This is a genomic window from Rhizobium pisi (assembly GCF_003938655.1).
GTDB classification, from domain to species: Bacteria; Pseudomonadota; Alphaproteobacteria; order Rhizobiales; family Rhizobiaceae; genus Rhizobium; species Rhizobium pisi.
Genome location: NZ_RJJT01000001.1, coordinates 1 through 18,244, shown reverse-complemented (window position 1 = coordinate 18,244; position 18,244 = coordinate 1). Strand labels below are relative to the sequence as shown.

Annotated in this window: 21 protein-coding genes; 9 read left to right on the top strand and 12 right to left on the bottom strand. The window is 61.5% G+C overall.

Annotated elements, in window-relative coordinates:
* Nucleotides 1–90: 90 nt before the first annotated feature.
* Nucleotides 91–1,038 carry an aldo/keto reductase gene (locus EFD55_RS00110; protein ID WP_125841742.1) on the top strand — a complete coding sequence of 316 codons (948 nt, stop codon included), beginning with the start codon at nucleotides 91–93 and terminating at the stop codon, nucleotides 1,036–1,038.
* Nucleotides 1,039–1,051: 13 nt separating this feature from the next.
* Nucleotides 1,052–1,501 (top strand): GNAT family N-acetyltransferase, encoded by a 450-nt coding sequence (locus EFD55_RS00105; protein WP_125841740.1) that lies wholly within the window; start codon nucleotides 1,052–1,054, stop codon nucleotides 1,499–1,501.
* Between the two features lie 9 nt (nucleotides 1,502–1,510).
* Here EFD55_RS00105 and EFD55_RS00100 read toward each other — a convergent pair whose 3' ends face one another.
* Nucleotides 1,511–2,140, bottom strand: a complete 630-nt coding sequence (locus tag EFD55_RS00100; RefSeq protein WP_125841737.1) for a hypothetical protein — start codon at nucleotides 2,138–2,140, stop codon at nucleotides 1,511–1,513.
* A gap of 148 nt (nucleotides 2,141–2,288) precedes the next feature.
* On the opposite strand from EFD55_RS00100, the gene EFD55_RS00095 reads away from it, so the two are divergent.
* Nucleotides 2,289–2,786, top strand: a complete 498-nt coding sequence (locus EFD55_RS00095) for a YciE/YciF ferroxidase family protein (protein WP_125841735.1) — start codon at nucleotides 2,289–2,291, stop codon at nucleotides 2,784–2,786.
* Between the two features lie 26 nt (nucleotides 2,787–2,812).
* Here the strand turns inward: EFD55_RS00095 and EFD55_RS00090 are convergent, their stop codons facing one another.
* Nucleotides 2,813–3,724: a LysR family transcriptional regulator gene (locus EFD55_RS00090; protein ID WP_125841733.1), complete on the bottom strand. Its 912-nt coding sequence runs from the start codon at nucleotides 3,722–3,724 to the stop codon at nucleotides 2,813–2,815.
* A 124-nt stretch (nucleotides 3,725–3,848) separates the two neighbouring features.
* Here EFD55_RS00090 and EFD55_RS00085 point away from each other — a divergent pair, with 124 nt between their 5' ends.
* Together EFD55_RS00085 and EFD55_RS00080 are read left to right on the top strand one after the other, a co-directional pair.
* Nucleotides 3,849–4,844: an aldo/keto reductase gene (locus EFD55_RS00085; protein ID WP_125841731.1), complete on the top strand. Its 996-nt coding sequence runs from the start codon at nucleotides 3,849–3,851 to the stop codon at nucleotides 4,842–4,844.
* Nucleotides 4,845–4,934: 90 nt separating this feature from the next.
* Complete coding sequence (locus EFD55_RS00080; protein WP_125841729.1) at nucleotides 4,935–5,294, top strand: nuclear transport factor 2 family protein; 360 nt, start codon at nucleotides 4,935–4,937, stop codon at nucleotides 5,292–5,294.
* 68 nt (nucleotides 5,295–5,362) lie between these two features.
* On the opposite strand, the gene pheT is transcribed toward EFD55_RS00080, so the two are convergent.
* The 5 genes from pheT to infC all read right to left on the bottom strand — a co-directional run bounded on the left by pheT (nucleotide 5,363) and on the right by infC (nucleotide 10,525).
* Complete coding sequence (gene pheT, locus EFD55_RS00075) at nucleotides 5,363–7,795, bottom strand: phenylalanine--tRNA ligase subunit beta (RefSeq protein ID WP_125841727.1); 2,433 nt, start codon at nucleotides 7,793–7,795, stop codon at nucleotides 5,363–5,365.
* A 16-nt stretch (nucleotides 7,796–7,811) separates the two neighbouring features.
* Entirely contained in the window at nucleotides 7,812–8,894 is a 1,083-nt protein-coding gene (gene pheS / locus EFD55_RS00070; RefSeq protein WP_125841725.1) for a phenylalanine--tRNA ligase subunit alpha, read from the bottom strand.
* A gap of 150 nt (nucleotides 8,895–9,044) precedes the next feature.
* Complete coding sequence (gene rplT, locus EFD55_RS00065) at nucleotides 9,045–9,449, bottom strand: 50S ribosomal protein L20 (RefSeq protein WP_125841723.1); 405 nt, start codon at nucleotides 9,447–9,449, stop codon at nucleotides 9,045–9,047.
* Nucleotides 9,450–9,487: 38 nt separating this feature from the next.
* Nucleotides 9,488–9,691, bottom strand: a complete 204-nt coding sequence (rpmI, locus tag EFD55_RS00060) for a 50S ribosomal protein L35 (protein WP_003570998.1) — start codon at nucleotides 9,689–9,691, stop codon at nucleotides 9,488–9,490.
* Between the two features lie 297 nt (nucleotides 9,692–9,988).
* On the bottom strand, nucleotides 9,989–10,525 hold the full coding sequence (infC, locus tag EFD55_RS00050) for a translation initiation factor IF-3 (RefSeq protein WP_245438240.1): 537 nt from the start codon (nucleotides 10,523–10,525) through the stop codon (nucleotides 9,989–9,991).
* A 179-nt stretch (nucleotides 10,526–10,704) separates the two neighbouring features.
* On the opposite strand from infC, the gene EFD55_RS00045 reads away from it, so the two are divergent.
* Complete coding sequence (locus EFD55_RS00045) at nucleotides 10,705–11,544, top strand: alpha/beta hydrolase (protein ID WP_125841719.1); 840 nt, start codon at nucleotides 10,705–10,707, stop codon at nucleotides 11,542–11,544.
* A 160-nt stretch (nucleotides 11,545–11,704) separates the two neighbouring features.
* The gene (locus EFD55_RS00040) at nucleotides 11,705–12,304 is read left to right on the top strand and encodes a transglutaminase-like cysteine peptidase (protein WP_125841717.1); all 600 of its coding nucleotides are present in this window, start codon (nucleotides 11,705–11,707) and stop codon (nucleotides 12,302–12,304) included.
* Between the two features lie 163 nt (nucleotides 12,305–12,467).
* Here the strand turns inward: EFD55_RS00040 and mbfA are convergent, their stop codons facing one another.
* Entirely contained in the window at nucleotides 12,468–13,451 is a 984-nt protein-coding gene (gene mbfA / locus EFD55_RS00035; protein WP_125841715.1) for an iron exporter MbfA, read from the bottom strand.
* A gap of 170 nt (nucleotides 13,452–13,621) precedes the next feature.
* Between mbfA and EFD55_RS00030 the strand changes: the two genes are divergently transcribed.
* Nucleotides 13,622–14,089 carry a group III truncated hemoglobin gene (locus EFD55_RS00030; protein ID WP_125841713.1) on the top strand — a complete coding sequence of 156 codons (468 nt, stop codon included), beginning with the start codon at nucleotides 13,622–13,624 and terminating at the stop codon, nucleotides 14,087–14,089.
* Nucleotides 14,090–14,200: 111 nt separating this feature from the next.
* On the opposite strand, the gene EFD55_RS00025 is transcribed toward EFD55_RS00030, so the two are convergent.
* From EFD55_RS00025 to EFD55_RS00015, 3 genes are all read right to left on the bottom strand, one after another.
* Nucleotides 14,201–15,112 carry an EamA family transporter gene (locus tag EFD55_RS00025; RefSeq protein WP_125841711.1) on the bottom strand — a complete coding sequence of 304 codons (912 nt, stop codon included), beginning with the start codon at nucleotides 15,110–15,112 and terminating at the stop codon, nucleotides 14,201–14,203.
* A 136-nt stretch (nucleotides 15,113–15,248) separates the two neighbouring features.
* A complete protein-coding gene (gene recX, locus EFD55_RS00020) occupies nucleotides 15,249–15,797 on the bottom strand; it encodes a recombination regulator RecX (RefSeq protein WP_125841709.1) in 549 nt (182 codons plus the stop codon).
* Nucleotides 15,798–15,806: 9 nt separating this feature from the next.
* A complete protein-coding gene (locus EFD55_RS00015) occupies nucleotides 15,807–16,832 on the bottom strand; it encodes a histone deacetylase family protein (RefSeq protein WP_125841707.1) in 1,026 nt (341 codons plus the stop codon).
* 133 nt (nucleotides 16,833–16,965) lie between these two features.
* On the opposite strand from EFD55_RS00015, the gene EFD55_RS00010 reads away from it, so the two are divergent.
* Nucleotides 16,966–17,577 (top strand): HAD-IA family hydrolase, encoded by a 612-nt coding sequence (locus EFD55_RS00010; RefSeq protein WP_125841705.1) that lies wholly within the window; start codon nucleotides 16,966–16,968, stop codon nucleotides 17,575–17,577.
* A gap of 16 nt (nucleotides 17,578–17,593) precedes the next feature.
* Here EFD55_RS00010 and EFD55_RS00005 read toward each other — a convergent pair whose 3' ends face one another.
* A complete protein-coding gene (locus tag EFD55_RS00005; RefSeq protein ID WP_125841703.1) occupies nucleotides 17,594–18,112 on the bottom strand; it encodes a GNAT family N-acetyltransferase in 519 nt (172 codons plus the stop codon).
* Nucleotides 18,113–18,244: the final 132 nt, after the last annotated feature.

The following is an 18,244-nucleotide window of genomic DNA, read 5'->3' as shown; positions in this document are numbered from 1 at the left end:
ATCGCGCTAGGTTACGCCGGAACATCATGCTCCGAGACGGCGTTCTGCCGTTTCCGCAATTTCAATCATTTCACCATTTTGGAGAGCGTCATGGAAATGCGCCGGCTTGGAAAAACAGGTCTTTCACTCGCGCCGATCGTCTTCGGCGGCAATGTTTTCGGCTGGACGGCCGATGAGAAAACATCTTTCGCCATGCTCGATGCCTTCTTCGACGCAGGCTTGAACACCATCGACACAGCCGATGTCTATTCCGCCTGGGTTCCCGGCAACAAGGGCGGCGATTCCGAGGAGATCATCGGGCGTTGGCTGAAGCAGGCGAACGTTTCCCGCGACAAGGCCGTCATCATCACCAAGGTCGGCTCGGACATGGGACAGGGGAAGACGCTGAAGGAGACCTATATCCTGAAGGCTGTCGAAGATTCGCTGCGACGGCTGCAGACGGATTACATCGACCTCTATCTCTCGCACTGGCCGGATGCCGATACGCCGCACGAGGAAACGCTCGGCGCCTATGCCAAGCTGAAGCAGCAGGGCAAGATCCGCGCTATCGGCTGCTCGAACTATGATGCAAAGCTGCTCCAGGCTTCCTTCGACGCCGCCGGCAAGGCCGGCCTGCCGCGTTACGACGTGCTGCAGCCGGAATATAATCTTTACGAACGCGCGAGCTTCGAGGGACCGCTTGCCGAGCTCTGCATCAGGGAAGACATCGGCGTCATCACCTATTTCAGTCTCGCAGCCGGTTTCCTCACAGGCAAGTACCGCAACAAGGCCGACACGGAAGGCCGCGCACGCGAGGGCCGCGTCTCGCAATACCTCGACGACAAGGGCCTGCGCATTCTTGCGGCGCTCGACAAGGTTTCAGCCCAGACCGGCGCAAAGCCCGCGGAAATCTCGCTTGCCTGGCTGCTGCGCAAGAAGGGTGTGACGGCGCCGATCGCCAGCGCCACCAGCCTTTCGCAGCTTGAAAGCCTGGTGAAATCGGCGACACTTGCGCTTTCCGATGACGCGATGGCGCTGCTCGACGAAGCCGGCGCCTGAAGAAGGGATGCCCATGACCGTGACGATACGTGATGCCCGCCCCGAGGACGAAACCCGCTGGCGCGAACTTTGGGCTGGCTATCTCGCCTTTTACGAAGTCACGGTCGATTCCGACATCACCGATCAGACATGGCGCCGGGTCTTCGATCCGGGCTCGGCGATCTCGATGCGAGTGGCCGAAGTCGATGGCAGGGTGATGGGCTTTGCGCTCTACCTCACGCATGAGGGCACATGGATCCGCGGCAGAGACTGCTATCTCGAAGACCTGTTCGTCGATCCCGATGCGCGGGGCAAAGGCGTCGGGCGGGCGCTGATGGATGATCTCATTGGGCTTTGCAAGGCGAAGGGCTGGTCGCGGCTCTACTGGCATACGAGCGAGCAGAACACGACAGCCCGGGCGCTCTACGACAGCTATGTCGAGAGCGACGGCCACATCCGCTACCGCATCAGCTTCACGGCATAATTCCTTCAATCAGAAGATGCGCGGCGCTGTAAGCGCGGGAAAGCCTTCGTACCACTCGGAATGGTCTCCTTCCCAGTTCGCCATGCCCGGCTTGGTGAGGATGCCGCGCGGGCTGATATAACTCTGGATCACCCGTTTCGGCCGTTCGTGCCACTGGATATTGAAGGCCCACAGCTTGGGGAAGAAGCAGACAGAGGCATAAGGCAGGTGGTCGTGGATCCACCAGGCGAGTCGCTGCCAGTCACTTTCGTCGCTGTAACGGTCGACCAGCCACGGCACGACAATACAGACCGCAGCGCCCATGCAGCCGTAAAAGTCCCTCATATCCCAGATGTGATGCGCAGCAGTGCCGGCATTGGTCGAGCAGTTCAGATTGTTCTCGTTGCCGAACCTGTTGACCTCAGGCGAACGATAGCCGGAGCGGATATGCAGACGCCCGAACGTCGCCTCCAGCGGCTCCAACAATTCCTCGCAGAGCCTGCGGCCCGCCTCGATCGCCAGATCGGGATCCTCGGGGATATTGGGAATGCGGTAGAAATCGGCGATTTCGGAATGCAGGAAATCGCGGAGGAAGAAGTTCTGTGACAGCCGCACGCGGCCGAGATCCTCCAGACCCTTCATCGAACCCGGCTTCCGCATGGCTTTCTCTCCTCACTGTCGACCTGAGAATCATCGCCTGCGGCGCATTTCCCGTCCACCCGAAAACGATCGGGAACAATTTGCGTGGTCTTCGCTTCTTAATGTGTCGCCGCTTCGCGCGGTTTCCCCCAAAACAAGGATCGAGAAAATGGCCAAGGAAAAAACGTTGGAAGATCTCTTCTACGACACGCTGAAGGACATCTATTTTGCCGAGCGGCAAATTCTGCGCGCCCTGCCGAAGATGGCGCGCGCGGCGCAATCCTCCGAACTGAAGGCGGGCTTCGAGAAGCATCGCGAGGAGACCGAAGGCCAGGTCGAGCGCCTGCAGCAGGTTTTCGACAAGATCGGCAAACGCGCCCAGGGCAAGACCTGCGAGGCGATCCAGGGCATTATCGCCGAGGGCGAGGAAATCATGGATGAATTCAAGGGCACGCAGGCGCTGGATGCCGGCCTGATCTCGGCTGCCCAGGCCGTCGAACATTACGAGATTGCCCGCTACGGCACACTGAAGACCTGGGCCGCGACGCTCGGCCTCAAGGATGTCGTCAGCCTGCTTGACCAGACGCTGCAGGAGGAAACGGCGACCGACAAGACCCTCTCCCGGCTTGCCACCACGGCGGCAAACCAGAAGGCGAAAGCTGCCTGACGGAATGAAGGATACGGGCGGCTGTCCTAGCCCCGCCCGCCCGTATCCTTTTCGACATATCTGAAAAAATCGATGAAGGCGCGCAGCGCCGGCCGCATTTGCCGCCGGCTGGGATAATAAAGATACGGCCCGGGATAGGGCGCGCACCAATCCTCCAGTACCCGCACAAGCCTGCCGGCCGCCAGTTCGGAATGCACCCGCATGTTGAAGAGATAGGCAAGGCCTGCGCCGTTCAGCGCCGCAAGAAGAGCGAGCCGATCCTCGCTGACGATCAGCGGCCCGTCGACCGGCACGACCAGTTCCTGCCCGTCCTTTTCGAATTCCCAGCGATAGATCGAGCCGTTGGTGAAGCGCCGCTTGATGCAGCGATGACGGACGAGATCGCGGGGATGCTCCGGCTTCGGATAGCGCTCGAAATATTCCGGCGACGCGGCGATGACCGTCGTCAGGTTGGGCGAGATCCTGACCGCGATCATATCAGCCTCCAGGCTCTCCTCCAGCCGGATGCCGGCGTCGAACCCTTCCTTGACGATGTCGGTGAAGCCGTCCTCGTTGGCGATCTCCAGGGTGATATCGGGATAGAGATTGAGAAAATCGCCGAGGCGCGTGGCGAGCAGGATATCGGAGGCAAAGCGCGGCGCCGTGATGCGCAGGTTTCCGGCAGGCTTGTCGCGCGCGTCGGTGACTGCCTCCAATGCAACGGCGATCTCCTCGAGCGCCGGGCGGAGCCTTTCGAGAAGCAGGCGGCCCTCCTCCGTCGGCGCGACGCTCCGGGTGGTGCGCGCCAGGAGCCGGACGCCCAGGCTTTCCTCCAGGCTCGAGATCGCATGGCTGACCGCCGATGGCGCGACGAGGAGTTCTCTGGCCGCAGCCCGGAAGCTGCGATGCTCCGAGACGGCGGCGAGAACGGCGAGTTGGGAGAGCTGTGTTCTGTTCATTGATCGAAATGATAGAACAGGCTGTTAGAAACTGCACGTATTTTCCGATTTATTGGAGACCGATATGGTCTGTCCGTACCGCAACGATCCCAACGCGGTGCAGATCAGCTCAAAGGAGCGCAACATGAAAACCCGAAAACTCGGAAACGATCTTACCGTCTCTGCCGTCGGCCTTGGCTGCATGGGCATGAGCTTTGCCTATGGCGCCAGCGACGAAGCGGAATCGATCAAGACCCTGCATCGCGCCGTCGATCTCGGCGTCACTTTCTTCGACACTGCCGAAGTCTATGGTCCCTTCACCAACGAAGTTCTTCTCGGCAAGGCGCTGAAGCCATTCCGCGACCGCGTGGTGATCGCCACCAAGTTCGGCTTCAAGATCGATACCAGCCAGAAGGGTGCGGCCGCCATCGCCGGCGTCAACAGCCGCCCCGCGCATGTGCGAGAAGTCGCCGAGGCTTCGTTGAAGCGCCTCGGCATCGAGACCATCGACCTCCTCTACCAGCATCGGGTCGATCCCGACGTGCCGATCGAAGAGACAGTGGGCGTCATGGCCGAGTTGGTCAGGGAAGGGAAAGTCCGCGCGCTTGGCCTTTCGGAGGCTGGCAGAGCCACCATCCGCCGCGCGCATGCGGTCCATCCGATCGCAGCCCTTCAGAGCGAATATTCGCTGTGGACGCGCGACCCGGAAGAGGAGGTGCTCGCCACCTGCCGCGAGCTCGGCATCGGCTTCGTCCCCTACAGCCCGCTCGGCCGCGGTTTCCTGACCGGGGCGATTCGCAAAGTGGAGGATCTCGCCGCCGACGATTTCCGCCGCCAGGTGCCGCGGTTCCAGGCTGAGAATTTCGACGCCAACGCGGCCCTCGTCGCGACGCTCGAAGAGCTTGCAGCCGAGAAAGGCGTGACGGCCGCGCAGTTGGCGCTGGCCTGGGTGCTAAGCCAGGGGAACGACATCGTGCCGATCCCCGGCGCGCGCAAGCTTCACCACCTCGAACAGAACGCCGCTGCCGCCGATATCACGCTAAGTGCTGCGGAACTCAAGCAGCTTAGCGAGGCGATCCCCGCGACACAGGTGGCCGGCAAGCGCTATTCGGATGCCTCGCTTGCAATGACGAACCTTTGAGACAGGAAGCCCGGCCGGTTGCACTCGACCGGGCTTGCCTTCGCGGCCGGCGAAGCTATTTAACTTCATCCCAAGCAACGGGATGAAAACATGTCGGACAGGCAGTCAGTCGAACAGACGGTTCATCTCTATGTCGAAGGCATGGCCTTCGCCAACGAGGCAGCCTTGAAAAAGGCCTTTCACCCCAAAAGCTCGATCATCGGCTATTACCAGAATGCCATCGAATGGCTGACGCGGGACGAATTCATCGCGGCGATCCTGGCTGAGGAGCCCGCGCCGCCCGGCACGCAGCCCTTCATGGACATCCAGAGCGTCGATGTCGAGGGCGATGCGGCCAGCGTCAAAGTTACCGACGATTTCGCCGGAATGCGCTTTACCGATTATCTCTCGCTGCTGAAGATCGAAGGTCGATGGACGATCGTCAGCAAGCTCTACCATCTCCATCGTTGAAAGACGGACACCGGTTGAAAGACCGGCCATCTCGGCCGGTCCTTTATGCTTGGCAAGACCCGTAAGGATCAGCTTCTCAGCACGCCGCCGGTGAATTTCGTCACGCTCGCCACGATCTTCTGGGTCAGCGCCTCGAAATCCTCGTCCGTCAGCGTGCGCTCGACCGGCTGGATCTGAACCTCGATCGCCACCGACTTCTTGCCCTCACCAACCGATGCGCCTTCGAAGATGTCGAAGACGTTGACGCCCGTGATGAGCTTGCGGTCGGCGCCCGTCGCAGCCTTGATGATAGCGCCTGATTCCACCGTCCTGTCGACGACGAAGGCGAAGTCGCGGCGGACCACTTGGAAAGGTGACAATTCAAGCGCCGGCTTGGTGCGCGTCGCCTTCCGTTTCGCTTCCGGCATGGCGTCGACATAGACTTCGAAACCGCACAGCGCCCCGGAGACATCGAGCGCTTCCAGCGTCAGCGGATGGAATTCGCCGAAATAGCCGAGCACGACTTTCGGCCCCATCTTGATCGTGCCGGAGCGGCCGGGATGATACCATTCCGGCCCGCCCTGTTCGATCTGGATATTGCCCATCGGCAGGCCGCAAGCTTCGATGACGGCGAGCGCATCGGCCTTGGCGTCGAAGACGTCGACCGGCTTGCCGCCGCCCTTGGCCGTATTCGACCACATGCGGCCGGCGCCTGACAGCGAGGCCGTGCCGCGGCGGATGCCGCCAGCGACGCGCCGCTGGCCTTCCGGCGTGTCATTTTCGTAGGTGCCGGAGACTTCGAAGATTGCCACGTCGCCGTAGCCCTTATCGGCGTTTCGCTGGGCAGCCGTCAGCAGGCCGGGCAGCAGCGAGGGGCGCATATCCGACATTTCGGCGGCAATCGGGTTGGCAAGCTTGAGAGCCGGAGAACCACCACCAAAGAGCTTTGCCTGATCTTCCGGGATGAAGGACCAGGTGACGGCTTCCAGCATGCCGCGCGAGGCAAGCGCGCGCTTGGCAGCGCGCGTACGGATCTGCAACGTCGTCAGGATGCGGCCGTTGACAGCAGCATGGCTTTCGAGCGGCGCCGGCTTGATGTTGTCAACGCCATGAATGCGCATGATCTCTTCGACGAGATCGGCCTTGCCGTCGACATCGGGGCGCCAGGAGGGAACAGCGACGGAGCAGGAGCCGACATCGCCGGCGCCCATAGCGACGGAGAAGCCTAGCCGGCTCAGTATCTGCTTCATCTCTTCGGCGGGAATGTCGAGACCGGTCAGGCGCTTGACCTCGGAAAACGGAAACTCGACGACCTTCGGCTCGTAACCCTTGTAGCCGACGACTTCAGCCCTGGCGGCCGTGCCGCCGCAGAGTTCCAGAACCAGTTCCGTCGTGCGTTCCAGACCGGGAACCATATATTCCGGATCAACGCCGCGTTCGAAGCGGTAGCGGGCATCGGTGATGATGCCGAGGCTGCGGCCTGATTTGGCAATGTTCATCGGATCCCAAAGAGCGGACTCGATCAGCACGTCGACAGTGTTCTCATCGCAGCCGGAATGTTCGCCGCCCATGATGCCGCCGATCGACTCGATGCCGTCCTCGTCGGAGATGACGACGTTGTTCGGGCCGAGCTTGTATTCGCGCTGGTCGAGCGCCAGCACGGTTTCGCCTTCGGCGGCACGGCGGACGGTCAGGTTGCCCTTGACCTTGGCGGCGTCGAAGACGTGCATCGGCCGGCCCTGATCGAAGGTCATGTAGTTGGTGATATCGACGAGCGCATTGATGGGGCGCAGGCCGATGGCGAGCAGCCGCTGCTGCATCCAGCGCGGGCTCGGGCCGTTCTTGACGCCGCGGACAAGCCTGAGGCCGAAGCCCGGGCAAAGCTTTGCATCGTCGAGATCGAGCGTCAGCTTGACCGGCGTTTCGCCTTCGACGGCGAAGGACGGCGCGGGGCGCGTCTTTAGCGTGCCAAGGCCGGAGGCTGCGAGATCGCGGGCGATGCCGTGGATCGACGTGCAGTCCGGGCGGTTCGGCGTCAGGTTGATCTCGATAACCGGATCATCGAGATGAACGTAGCTGGCATAGCTGGTGCCGATAGGCGCATCGTCCGGAAGGTCGATGATGCCGTCGTGGTTGTCGGAAATCTCAAGCTCCTTTTCGGAGCACATCATGCCGCGGCTTTCGACGCCGCGGATATTGCCGACGGCGAGCGTCACGTCGATGCCGGGAACATAGGTTCCGGGCGCGGCAAAGGCGCCGACGAGGCCGGCGCGCGCATTCGGGGCGCCGCAGACGACCTGGACCGGCGCGCCGGAACCCGTATCGACCATCAGCACCTTCAGGCGATCGGCCTGGGGATGTTTTTCCGCCGAGACAACCCTTGCAATGACAAAGGGCTTGAAGGCCGCCTTGTCATCGACATCCTCCACTTCCAGCCCGATCTGGGTGAGGCGGGTGCAGATTTCATCGAGCGTGGCATCCGTTTCCAGATGCTCTTTCAGCCAGGAGAGCGTGAATTTCATCGTTTCAATTCTCCGTTCAAGCGCTGAGGCCGCCGAACAGCGTCGGCATGTCGAGCGGGCGGAAGCCGTAGTGCGTCATCCAGCGGACGTCGGCGTTGAAGAAGTCGCGCAGGTCGGGCATGCCGTATTTCAGCATGGCGATGCGATCGAGGCCCATGCCCCAGGCAAAACCCTGATATTCGCCCGGATCAAGCCCGCCGTAACGCAGCACGTTCGGATGGACCATGCCGCAGCCGAGGATCTCCATCCAGTCGGTGCCTTCGCCGAACTTAACGATCGGGCCGGAGCGGTCGCACTGGATATCAACCTCGAAAGAGGGCTCGGTGAAGGGGAAGAAAGACGGGCGGAAACGCATCGTCACGCTGTCGACCTCGAAGAAGGTCTTGCAGAATTCTTCGAGCACCCAGCGGATGTTGGCGACATTGGCCTTCTTGTCGATGACCAGGCCTTCGACCTGATGGAACATCGGCGAATGCGTGGCGTCGCTGTCCTGGCGGTAGGTCTTGCCGGGAATGATGATGCGGATCGGCGGCTTCTGCGATTCCATCGTTCGCACCTGCACCGGCGAGGTGTGGGTGCGCAGCACCTTGCGCTCGCCCTTCTCATCCGGATTGAAAAAGAAGGTGTCGTGCATCTCGCGAGCCGGGTGGCCTTCGGGGAAGTTCAGCGCCGTGAAATTATAGTAGTCGGTTTCGATATCGGGGCCTTCGGCGATCGAGAAGCCCATGTCGGCGAAGATCGCGGTGATCTCGTCGACGATCTGGCTGATCGGATGGATGCGGCCGCGCTCGGCGGGCGAGGAGCGCACCGGCAGGCTGACATCGACCGTTTCGGCCTTCAGACGGGCATTGACCGCCGCCACCTTCAGCACTGATTTGCGCTCGGTGATGGCGTCCGTCACCTCGTTCTTCAGGGCGTTGATCGCGGCACCCCGGGTCTGGCGCTCCTCCGGCGTCATGGCGCCGAGCGTCTTCAGGAGTTCGGAGACCGAGCCCTTCTTGCCGAGCGCCGAAACGCGCACGGCTTCGAGCGCGGGCTCATCGCCAGCGGCGGCAATTTCGGCAAGCAAAGAGGATTTAAGCTGATCGATATCTGACATCGTCTTCTTTCCGTCCAGTATCAGGCGGGCGATCGGGAGGCAGGCGGCGCCGACCGGCGCAAGGAATATAAAGAAAGAAAAACCCGCGCTAGCCCAAACCAGCGCGGGTTTCCCAAAATTCAAAAAAGCGTCAAGCTTGGGAAGCGCTGGTTAACGAACCGCGCCTTCAAACTCGTTAGCCGTGCCGGTTTCCTTGAGATACTCAAGGGCCTTCTTGGCAGCGCCGACCAGCGCGCCGAATGCTTCCGGCTCGTGGATCGCCATGTCGGAGAGAACCTTACGGTCGACTTCGATGCCGGCCTTGTTCAGGCCGTCGATGAAGCGGCCGTAGGTCAGGCCGAATTCGCGGACAGCAGCGTTGATGCGCTGGATCCAGAGCGCACGGAAATTGCGCTTGTTGACCTTGCGGTCGCGGTAAGCGTACTGCTTCGAACGATCGACAGCGGCCTTGGCGGTACGGATGGTGTTCTTGCGGCGGCCGTAAAAGCCCTTTGCGGCCTTCAGAACCTTCTTGTGCTTGGCATGGGCGGTAACGCCTCTTTTTACACGTGCCATATCATGATCTCCTTAAATCTAGCGTTCGCGGACGAGTCTCAGAGACCGTTCGGCAGGTAATTCTTGATAACCTTGCGGCCATCCGGTTCTGCGAGAACCATGGTGCCACGTGCATCGCGAATGAACTTGTTGGTACGCTTGATCATGCCATGGCGCTTGCCGGCAGCGGCAGCCTTGACCTTGCCTGTTGCGGTGATCTTGAACCGCTTCTTGGCAGAGGACTTCGTCTTCATCTTGGGCATTTTGCTACTCCTTCTGTCCTCCCTGCGCGCTTCATCAAAAAGCCCTCCTCGCGAAGTCCGGTTCTCCGGCCGTCGCAACAAGGTGCGGGAGCGTTTGTTGTTGATCTGCGGCATCGGCGACGAACCGTCCCGCAAGCATTCGAAACTGCCACGGCATGCCCTGCCGGTCAGTTCGGACGCGCGCTTATAACCGCAGCGTCATGAAAGTGCAACGGGGCCGCAGAAGGAATCTTCACGTGACCCGAAAGCACAAAAGCCGCCCTTGCGGACGGCCTTGGGCGAAAAAGTGCCTGGCGCTCACTTCGGCGCCAGCACCATCATCATCTGACGGCCTTCGAGCTTGGGCTCGGCTTCGACCTTGGCGACCTCGGTCGTATCGGCCTTGACCTGCTGCAGCAGCTTCATGCCGAGTTCCTGGTGGGCCATTTCACGACCGCGGAACTTCAGCGTCACCTTGACCTTGTCACCTTCGTCGAAGAAGCGACCCATCGCCTTCATCTTCACCTCATAATCATGGGTGTCGATGTTCGGACGCATCTTGATTTCTTTGACTTCGACGATCTTCTGCTTCTTGCGCGCTTCGGCAGCCTTCTTCTGGTTGGCATATTTCAGCTTGCCCAGATCGAGGATCTTGCACACCGGCGGTTCGACATTGGGGGAAATTTCGACGAGATCGAGGCCGGCTTCTTCCGCCATTCTCAGGGCCTGGTCGGTAGGCACGATGCCCAAATTCTCACCGTTCGCCCCGATCAGCTGAACTTTGGGAATGCGGATTTCACGGTTCGAGCGCGGTCCGTCCTTCACGGGCGCATCGGTCTTAAAAGGTCTGCGAATGGTCGTATTCTCCTCGCGTTGTTTCGGAACGTTGCAGCCTCGCGCTCCCATATCCAGGGTGCACAAACGTGTCGCGTCATTGCTGCAACGGAGTCAATATCATCCTTTAGCGGAAAAATCACCCGCTGTCAGCCTGCCAAGAATCTGTTTTATAGGCCAAAACAACAGGAGGTTCGCCGATGCCCGATCAGATGCCAGATACCCAGCCGCAGTTCCTGACAGTCGGCGAGGGCGAGGCCGCGCGTGAGATCGCCATGCTCGTCCGCCCGGCGCAAGCCGGCAACAAGGCTCCGACGCTCGTCTGGCTGTCCGGCTACCGATCCGACATGAGCGGCACCAAGGCGTTGGAACTCGACGGGCTGGCGGCGGAACTCGGGCTTGCCTGCATCCGCTTTGACTATTCCGGCCACGGACTTTCCGGCGGCAGCTTCCGCGACGGCACGATCTCGCGCTGGCTGGAGGAGGCGCTGGCCGTCATTGGCCACCTCGCGCCGGAACGGGTGATTCTCGTCGGCTCGTCGATGGGCGGCTGGATCGCGCTCAGGCTGGCGCAGGAGCTTGCGCGCCATGGCGAGCCGAAGCTCGAAGGCCCAAAGCTCGTGGGGATGGTGCTGATCGCGCCGGCGCCCGATTTCACCTCCGACCTGATCGAACCGAACCTGACGGCTAAGGAGCGCAAGTCGCTTACCGAACGCGGCTATTTCGAAGAGCGCTCCCAATATAGCCCCGAGCCGAACATCTATGCGAGGGCGCTGATCGAGGATGGGCGCCAGAACCGCGTGCTCGACGGCATTATCGAAACAGGCTGCCCGGTGCATATTCTCCAGGGCATGAAAGACCCCGACGTGCCGCATGCGCATGCGATGAAACTCGTCGAGCATCTTCCCGCCGACGACGTGGTGCTGACCCTCATTCGCGACGGCGACCACCGCCTCTCCCGCGCGAGCGATCTCGCGCTCCTCGTCAGCGCCGTCAGGGGCATCCTCCGTTCATCGGCAAATATGGAGAAGCCCACCTGAACGGCACCCGCCGCGCATCCCGAACAGGTCCCCGGCCGCGTTGCATTTTAACCATGTCAGCGAGTTGGGAGAACCTCCTAAGAAGTAACGATTGACTCTTCTCGGCCCTCTCCATTAACACTTTGTTAATAAATAAGGGGCGATGCGAGGAAGAGCGGGCGTGCGGATCAAGGGTATCTTTGTGGCCATGATGGCCATTTTTGCGATGGCCACGGCCGCCATACCGGCCCCAAGCAGAAATGCTTCCATGGTAACAGGCAATGCCACCTCGCAGCCGATCGGCCACTACGATTTCTGTCAGATTCACCGCAGCGAATGCGGCCCGAACCGCAACTCCGGCCCGGTCGAGATGACTCCGGCAAAATGGTCGCTGGTGCGTTCGATCAACGCCACGGTCAACCGCACGATCACGCCGATGACCGACAAGGAAATCTACGGCAAGGACGAGGTCTGGGCCTATCCGACCACGGCCGGCGACTGCGAAGACTTCGCGCTCCTGAAGCGCCGCATGCTGATCCAGCGCGGCTTTTCGGCAGCCGACCTCTTGATGACCGTCGTGCGCAAACCTGACGGCGAAGGCCATGCCGTGCTGACGCTGCGCACCGCCGAGGGCGATTTCGTGCTCGACAACCTCGCCTCCGATGTGAAGCCGTGGTTTGCGACGCCTTATTCCTTCGTCAAGCGTCAGTCGAGCTACAATGCCGGCCGCTGGGTCACCATCGAGAACGGCCGCGACGTTCTGGTCGGCGCGCTGCGCTAAGAGTTAAAACGGGGGGACTGCGGGAAAGGCCGGCGTATTCGCCGGTCTTTTCTGTTTTGGTGAGCGAGACGCCGAACCGTATCCCGGCCCTTCGCATGGCTCAGGCGTTCGCTGCTGCAATCGATCCACTGGATCGATTACTCGGGCTTTGCCCGACCGCAGCTCACCCATTCCCGATCAAAATGCCGGCGCCGAGGACTAGGCCGCCGCCGACGACGACCTGGAAGGCTGCGCGCAGGAATGGCGTCTCCATATATTTGTTCTGGATGAAGGCGATCGCCCAGAGCTCGAAGAAGACGATGATGGCGGCGGTGATGGTCGCAGTCCAGAACTGCGGAATGAGGTAGGGCAGCGCGTGGCCAAGGCCGCCGAGCGCCGTCATGATGCCGCAGGCAAGTCCGCGCTTGACCGGGGAACCTCGGCCGGAAATCTTGCCGTCGTCATGGGCGGCCTCGGTAAAGCCCATCGAGATGCCGGCGCCGACGGAGGCCGAAAGGCCGACGAGGAAGGTCTGCCAGGTATCCTGCGTGGCGAAGGCGGCGGCAAAGATCGGCGCCAGCGTCGAAACGGAGCCGTCCATCAGCCCGGCAAGACCCGGCTGCACATAGGTCAGCACGAATTGCCGGCGCACCGTCTCGTCCTCGGCATGCTTGACGTCCTCGGGCGTATGCTTGTCGCCCAGCATGCGAGCGATATCCTCATGCCCCTGTTCGGCAAGGGCGAGATCGCCGAGAAGCTCGCGCGTCGAGGCGTCCGAGGTTCGCTTTGCCGCTTCGACGTAAAAACGGTAGGCCTGATCCTCCATCGCCTCGGTTTCCTGCCGCATCGCATCGAGCGAAAGATTTGCCCTCAACCAGTCAGGTTTGCGCTCATAGAACCCCTCGACATGCTCGCGCCGGATCAGCGGGATGCGCTCGCCGAAACGCTGACGATGGATTTCGATCAATGACTTGCGGTGCGTATCCTCGACCTCGGCCATATCCTCGAAGATCTTGGCCGAGGCCGGAAATTCGCGGCGCAACCTGTCGGCATAGGCGAGATAGATGCGGGCATCGTCTTCCTCGGACGCGATCGCGAGGGCCAGGATCTCCTGCTCGGACAGCGACTCAAATGAACGTTTCGGGGATCTGAAAAATCGCGCCAACATGATCCGCTCCATAATTTAGAATAATTCTAAACCTAAAGAACGAGGCGATGACGGTCAAGTGCTTGAGGCTCGCCCGCTGACAGATTGCCGCAAGCCGCACGGACAGCTTTGGCTCGCCGCCGTAAGCACCTATATGAAGGGCGCCGCACCACGCGGCGCCGGGGTTTATGATGGACAATGACATTCAGGGCCGCCCTGCCCATGTCGCGGCGATCCGCGAAAGGGCAGAGGCCGAGATGCGGGCGATGGGCGTCGACGAGGCCTTTATCGGCAGGCTGGTCGAGACCTTCTATGGGCGCGTGCTTGCGCATCCCGATCTCGGCCCCGTGTTCGACACCAGGCTGAACGGTCGCTGGCCGGAGCATATGGAGAAGATGAAGAGCTTCTGGTCGGCCGTCGCCTTCCGCAGCGGCGCCTATGGCGGCAAGCCGGTGCAGGCGCATACGACTGTTCAGAACCTGACGCCTGATCTCTTTCCGAAGTGGCTGTCGCTGTTTGCCGAAACGCTCGACGATATCGCCCCATCGCCGGAGGCCAAAGCCTGGTTCATGGCGACGGCAGAGCGGATCGCCAAGAGCCTGACGCTTTCGCTGTTCTACAATCCGGCGCTCGACGATCCCAACCGCAAACCCGCCTGATCCATATCCTAAGGCGCGTCGCGGTTTTTCATGTTCGCTCTTTGCGCTTCCGATCTTTGTTTTTGCGCATGTCGTTATCGCAAAACCGCTGACACTTTTGCGCGACGTGCTCTAGGTCTTTGCCGCCGAGGCGGTGGCACCGGCGCTGGCCGCCACTACGAGCGCCGTACCCAGCATCTGCAGCGCGGTCATCGGCTGGGCCAGGATCAGAAAGCCGGCGAGCGCGCCGAGCGCCGGTTCGAGGCTCATCAGGATGCCGAAGGATGCCGACGGCATGCGCCGCAGCGCCACCATCTCCAGCGCATAGGGCAAGAGCGGCACGAGGATGGCAAGGCCGAGAACCTCCGCCAGTCCTTTCAACGTGAAGGCGCCCCCTGTCTCGGCAAGGCCGAAGGGGGTTGCGACGAGACCGGCAACGATCAGCGACATCGAGAGGCCTTCCAGCCCCTTGAAGGCAGCGCCGACCTTCTTCGTCAGCAGGATATAGACCGCCCATCCCACAGCCGAGCCGAGGGCGAACAGGACGCCGGGGAGATTGCCGACCCAGCCTTCGCCGTCATGGGCGAGGAAGAGAATGCCGGCCGCAGCAATCAGCGGCCAGAGCAGGCGCCAGGTCAGGCCGTAGCCGAAGACGGCGACAGAGAGCGGCCCGAGGAAATCGATGGCGATCGCCAGGCCGAGCGGCAGTCGCTGGATCGCCGCGAAGAAACACAGCGTCATAGCGGCGGTCGTCGTGCCGAGCAGCAAGGTCGCCCGCCATTGGGCGCCGCTATAACGCAGTAGGGAAGGTCTGACGACAACGGCAAGAATGATCGCCGCGAAAGCGAGGCGCAGCCAGGTGGCGCCGGCAACGCCATAGGTCGCGATGGCTGACGAAGACAACGCCGCGCCGAACTGGATCGAAGACATCGACATCAGGCACATCGCGACGCCGGCCGCCAAGCCGCCCGAAGACGACGACACGCCCGGCTGCGCAATCAAGGCTGCGCCATCCGTTCCAGTCTCTATATTCTTGATGTCCATGCGGCCTCCGATCCTGGCGCGGTTCTAGGCCGAGGACGGCGGAGAACCAAATTCAAACTTTTCATGCCGGGATCAAGAGCGCTGATGCTGAAGAATGCCAGGGATCGGCGATCTCCTGGGCCGAGGCGATGCAACATCAAAGACGGCCGGCAAGGATAACCTCCTCGGCGTCCTCGACGCTCATGTCGAAGACCTTCCTGCCGATGTCGAAGCTGAAGCCGTTACGGGCGAAAGCCGAAAGCTCTTTGACCTTTCGCTTGTCGTCAAGCTCGACCCGGCGGAAGGGACCAAAGGCGCGCTTGCGGGCGAATATCGCCGCCGCATAGAGATCGTCAGCCTGCTCGAGTGCAGCCTCTACCTTTTCGCTGGAGACGCCTTTCACCGCAAGCTTCTGGGCGATGGCGCGCTTCGATTTGCCGCCGCGCACGGCAGAGCGGGTGCTGATCTCAGCATAGGCGCTGTCGTCGAGCACCTTGTTGTCATAGGCAAATTTAACGGCGAAATCGGCAACGGCCTTGAGCTGTGCCGCGCTGATATCTTCGAACTTCTCCTTCGCCTTGCGGGTGATGGCGTCAAAGAGCTGCTTTTCCGTCATCATCCTTCGCTCCAGGCGATAGATGGTGGAGTTGCGCGCCCAGCTCAGCATGCGGGATGTCGGGAGGGATAGAACGGTTTCGTCGGTCATAGGTAGCGATCAGGCTTCCAGACCCGCGAGTACGTTGGCGACGTTGAGGCCGATTTCCGGCACGCCGTAGCCGCCCTCCATGCAGGCGAGGGCCGGCAGGCCGGCGGCGGAGATCATCTCTCCCATACGAATGAAATCCTCCGATTTCAGCTGGAAGAAGGAGATCGGGTCGCGTTCGAACGTATCGACGCCGAGCGCCACGACGATTGCCTCCGCACCGAAGGCCTTGATGCGGGCGAGCGCATCAGCAAGCGCCGAAGACCAGACTTCCCAGGGCGTATGGGGCGGCATCGGATAGTTGCGGTTAGCGCCTGTGCCCTCCCCCTCGCCTTCCTCGTCGGCATGACCGAGGAAATAAGGAAAGGCGTGCATGGGGTCGCCATGCAGCGAAGCGGTGAAGACATCGCCTCTGCGATAGAAGAGGTCCTGCGTGCCATTACCATGGTGGAAATCGACATCCAGCACCGCAACCTTCTTCGCGCCGTGATCGAGCAGACGCTGCGCCGCAACGCCCGAATTGTTGATGAAGCAATAGCCGCCGAAGAGATCGATGCCGGCGTGATGGCCGGGTGGGCGGCAGAGCGCGAAAGCGAAACGGTTGCCCGCATTCAGCCAATCGGCGCCTGTCATGGCGCAGCGCATCGAGGCAAGCGCTGCCTCGTAGGAGCCTTTGGTGATCGAGGTGTCGGCGGCATTGGCATAATGGCCGATCGCGCCGACGATATTGTCGGGCACGCGCTGGCTCGTCCGGCGAACGGCGAAGGAATTGGCGATCGCCTCGCCCGTAAAACCGGCCGCGACCCAGCGATCCCAGACGGTGGCGAGGAAATCCAGATAGGCAGGATCATGCACCTTACGCGCCGTTTCCAGCCCATGGGTATCGGGCGCCACCACATCGTGGAAACCCGCCTCCTTGACCGCCGCCAGGATCCACTCGGCGCGAAACGGCGCCTCGAAGGGCGTCACCAGCTGACCGGCATGGAGTTCGGTCCTGGCATCGCGCAGCTTGTGGTCTTCGGAATAGATGATGCGCATTTCGGATTCGTCCTTGCTTGAAAGTCTAGACTTACATGCGTCGGCCGCGACAAAAAAGCCGGCACCGCGCCCTTGATCGCCGAGAAGGATGACTTCACCTTCGCGATGTCTTGAGACCGGGGGAAATTTCCGCATGAAAGTGCTGATGGTCGATGTCGACGGCGTGCTCATTCATGGTCGTCCAGCCGATGGGCTGTCCCACTTCACCTATCTCGAGCACGATCTCGGGCTGCGGCCTGACCTGCTGCAACAGGCGTTCTTCCAGATCCATTGGGGTGACATCATCATCGGCCGTGAGGCGCTGGAGCCAAGGCTCGCCACCGTGCTCGAAAAGATCGCGCCCCATCTCAGCGCCACGACGCTGATCGACTACTGGTTCGAAAATGATTCCCGCCTCGACCGCAATCTCCTCGCAGATCTCGCCGTGCTCAGGCAAAGCGGCGTCACTCTCTTCCTGGCGACCAACCAGGAGCACAGGCGGGCGCGCTACCTGATGGAACAGCTGGGCCTTGGGGCACATTTCGACGACATCCTCTATTCCGCTGCCCTTGGGCACAGCAAGCCTTCTCCCGATTTTTTCCGGCTGGCGACCGAACGTGCGGGTGTTCCACCCAAGGAGATCGCCTTTATCGACGATATGGCGATCAACATTGAAGCAGCACGGCAGTTCGGCTGGAACGCGACGCAATGGACGGCGGGTGCTACTCTAACCAGTGCGCTTCCAATATTCGCAAGGTGGTCATAAGCGGCGCGTGGCGCAGTCAGGTGAGCCGCTTGTAGAACAGGGTGGTATCGCAGAAGCCTCCTTCCGGCCACAGCGCATAATCCGGGATCACGCCGACACGCTGCCAACCGAGCCGCGGGTAAATCGCCTCGGCATCGCTGCCGGTTGCCGTGTCGAGCACGAGCAGGGTTTTGCCACGCCTTGCCGCCTCGCGCTCGGCCGCCTCCATCAGCAGCCGGGCGAGGCCACGCCCGCGAGCGGAACGATGCACCAGGAGCTTCTTCAAGTCGCCGCGATGCGGCTGGTTCGGCATCTGCGCGGCACCCACCTGGACGGTACCGACGATCCTGCCGTCCAGCTCGGCGACCAGCAGCAGGTTGCCGCCCGTGGCAACTGCATCGGCGACGTCTAGCCAATAGGGCTCGGCATCCTCGGGCCCATAGGGTTGCATGAAGCCGACGGAGGCGCCGCCCACAACGCAGTCGGCCAGCACGTCCGAGAGAGCCGGAACGGCAGCGCGGGCCTCCTCGGCGGAAAGGGTACGAATGTCAGCCATGTTGTTCTCCAATGAAAGAACACAAGGGGCAGAACGCTTGTTCTGCAGGGCTTTCCCTGGGTTCGGTTGTGTTTTGACCGGCATTCTGCCGACCGGGTAAATTTTCTCCGTTCGCAGGACGGGCTTTTCCAT

Coding starts and splice junctions, on each gene's coding strand:
- EFD55_RS00110 (WP_125841742.1), top strand. CDS start 91: ATGGAAATGCGCCGGCTTGGAAAAACAGGTCTTTCACTCGCGCCGATC.
- EFD55_RS00105 (WP_125841740.1), top strand. CDS start 1,052: ATGACCGTGACGATACGTGATGCCCGCCCCGAGGACGAAACCCGCTGG.
- EFD55_RS00100 (WP_125841737.1), bottom strand. CDS start 2,140: ATGCGGAAGCCGGGTTCGATGAAGGGTCTGGAGGATCTCGGCCGCGTG.
- EFD55_RS00095 (WP_125841735.1), top strand. CDS start 2,289: ATGGCCAAGGAAAAAACGTTGGAAGATCTCTTCTACGACACGCTGAAG.
- EFD55_RS00090 (WP_125841733.1), bottom strand. CDS start 3,724: ATGAACAGAACACAGCTCTCCCAACTCGCCGTTCTCGCCGCCGTCTCG.
- EFD55_RS00085 (WP_125841731.1), top strand. CDS start 3,849: ATGAAAACCCGAAAACTCGGAAACGATCTTACCGTCTCTGCCGTCGGC.
- EFD55_RS00080 (WP_125841729.1), top strand. CDS start 4,935: ATGTCGGACAGGCAGTCAGTCGAACAGACGGTTCATCTCTATGTCGAA.
- pheT (WP_125841727.1), bottom strand. CDS start 7,795: ATGAAATTCACGCTCTCCTGGCTGAAAGAGCATCTGGAAACGGATGCC.
- pheS (WP_125841725.1), bottom strand. CDS start 8,894: ATGTCAGATATCGATCAGCTTAAATCCTCTTTGCTTGCCGAAATTGCC.
- rplT (WP_125841723.1), bottom strand. CDS start 9,449: ATGGCACGTGTAAAAAGAGGCGTTACCGCCCATGCCAAGCACAAGAAG.
- rpmI (WP_003570998.1), bottom strand. CDS start 9,691: ATGCCCAAGATGAAGACGAAGTCCTCTGCCAAGAAGCGGTTCAAGATC.
- EFD55_RS00045 (WP_125841719.1), top strand. CDS start 10,705: ATGCCCGATCAGATGCCAGATACCCAGCCGCAGTTCCTGACAGTCGGC.
- mbfA (WP_125841715.1), bottom strand. CDS start 13,451: ATGTTGGCGCGATTTTTCAGATCCCCGAAACGTTCATTTGAGTCGCTG.
- EFD55_RS00030 (WP_125841713.1), top strand. CDS start 13,622: ATGGACAATGACATTCAGGGCCGCCCTGCCCATGTCGCGGCGATCCGC.
- EFD55_RS00025 (WP_125841711.1), bottom strand. CDS start 15,112: ATGGACATCAAGAATATAGAGACTGGAACGGATGGCGCAGCCTTGATT.
- recX (WP_125841709.1), bottom strand. CDS start 15,797: ATGACCGACGAAACCGTTCTATCCCTCCCGACATCCCGCATGCTGAGC.
- EFD55_RS00015 (WP_125841707.1), bottom strand. CDS start 16,832: ATGCGCATCATCTATTCCGAAGACCACAAGCTGCGCGATGCCAGGACC.
- EFD55_RS00010 (WP_125841705.1), top strand. CDS start 16,966: ATGAAAGTGCTGATGGTCGATGTCGACGGCGTGCTCATTCATGGTCGT.
- EFD55_RS00005 (WP_125841703.1), bottom strand. CDS start 18,112: ATGGCTGACATTCGTACCCTTTCCGCCGAGGAGGCCCGCGCTGCCGTT.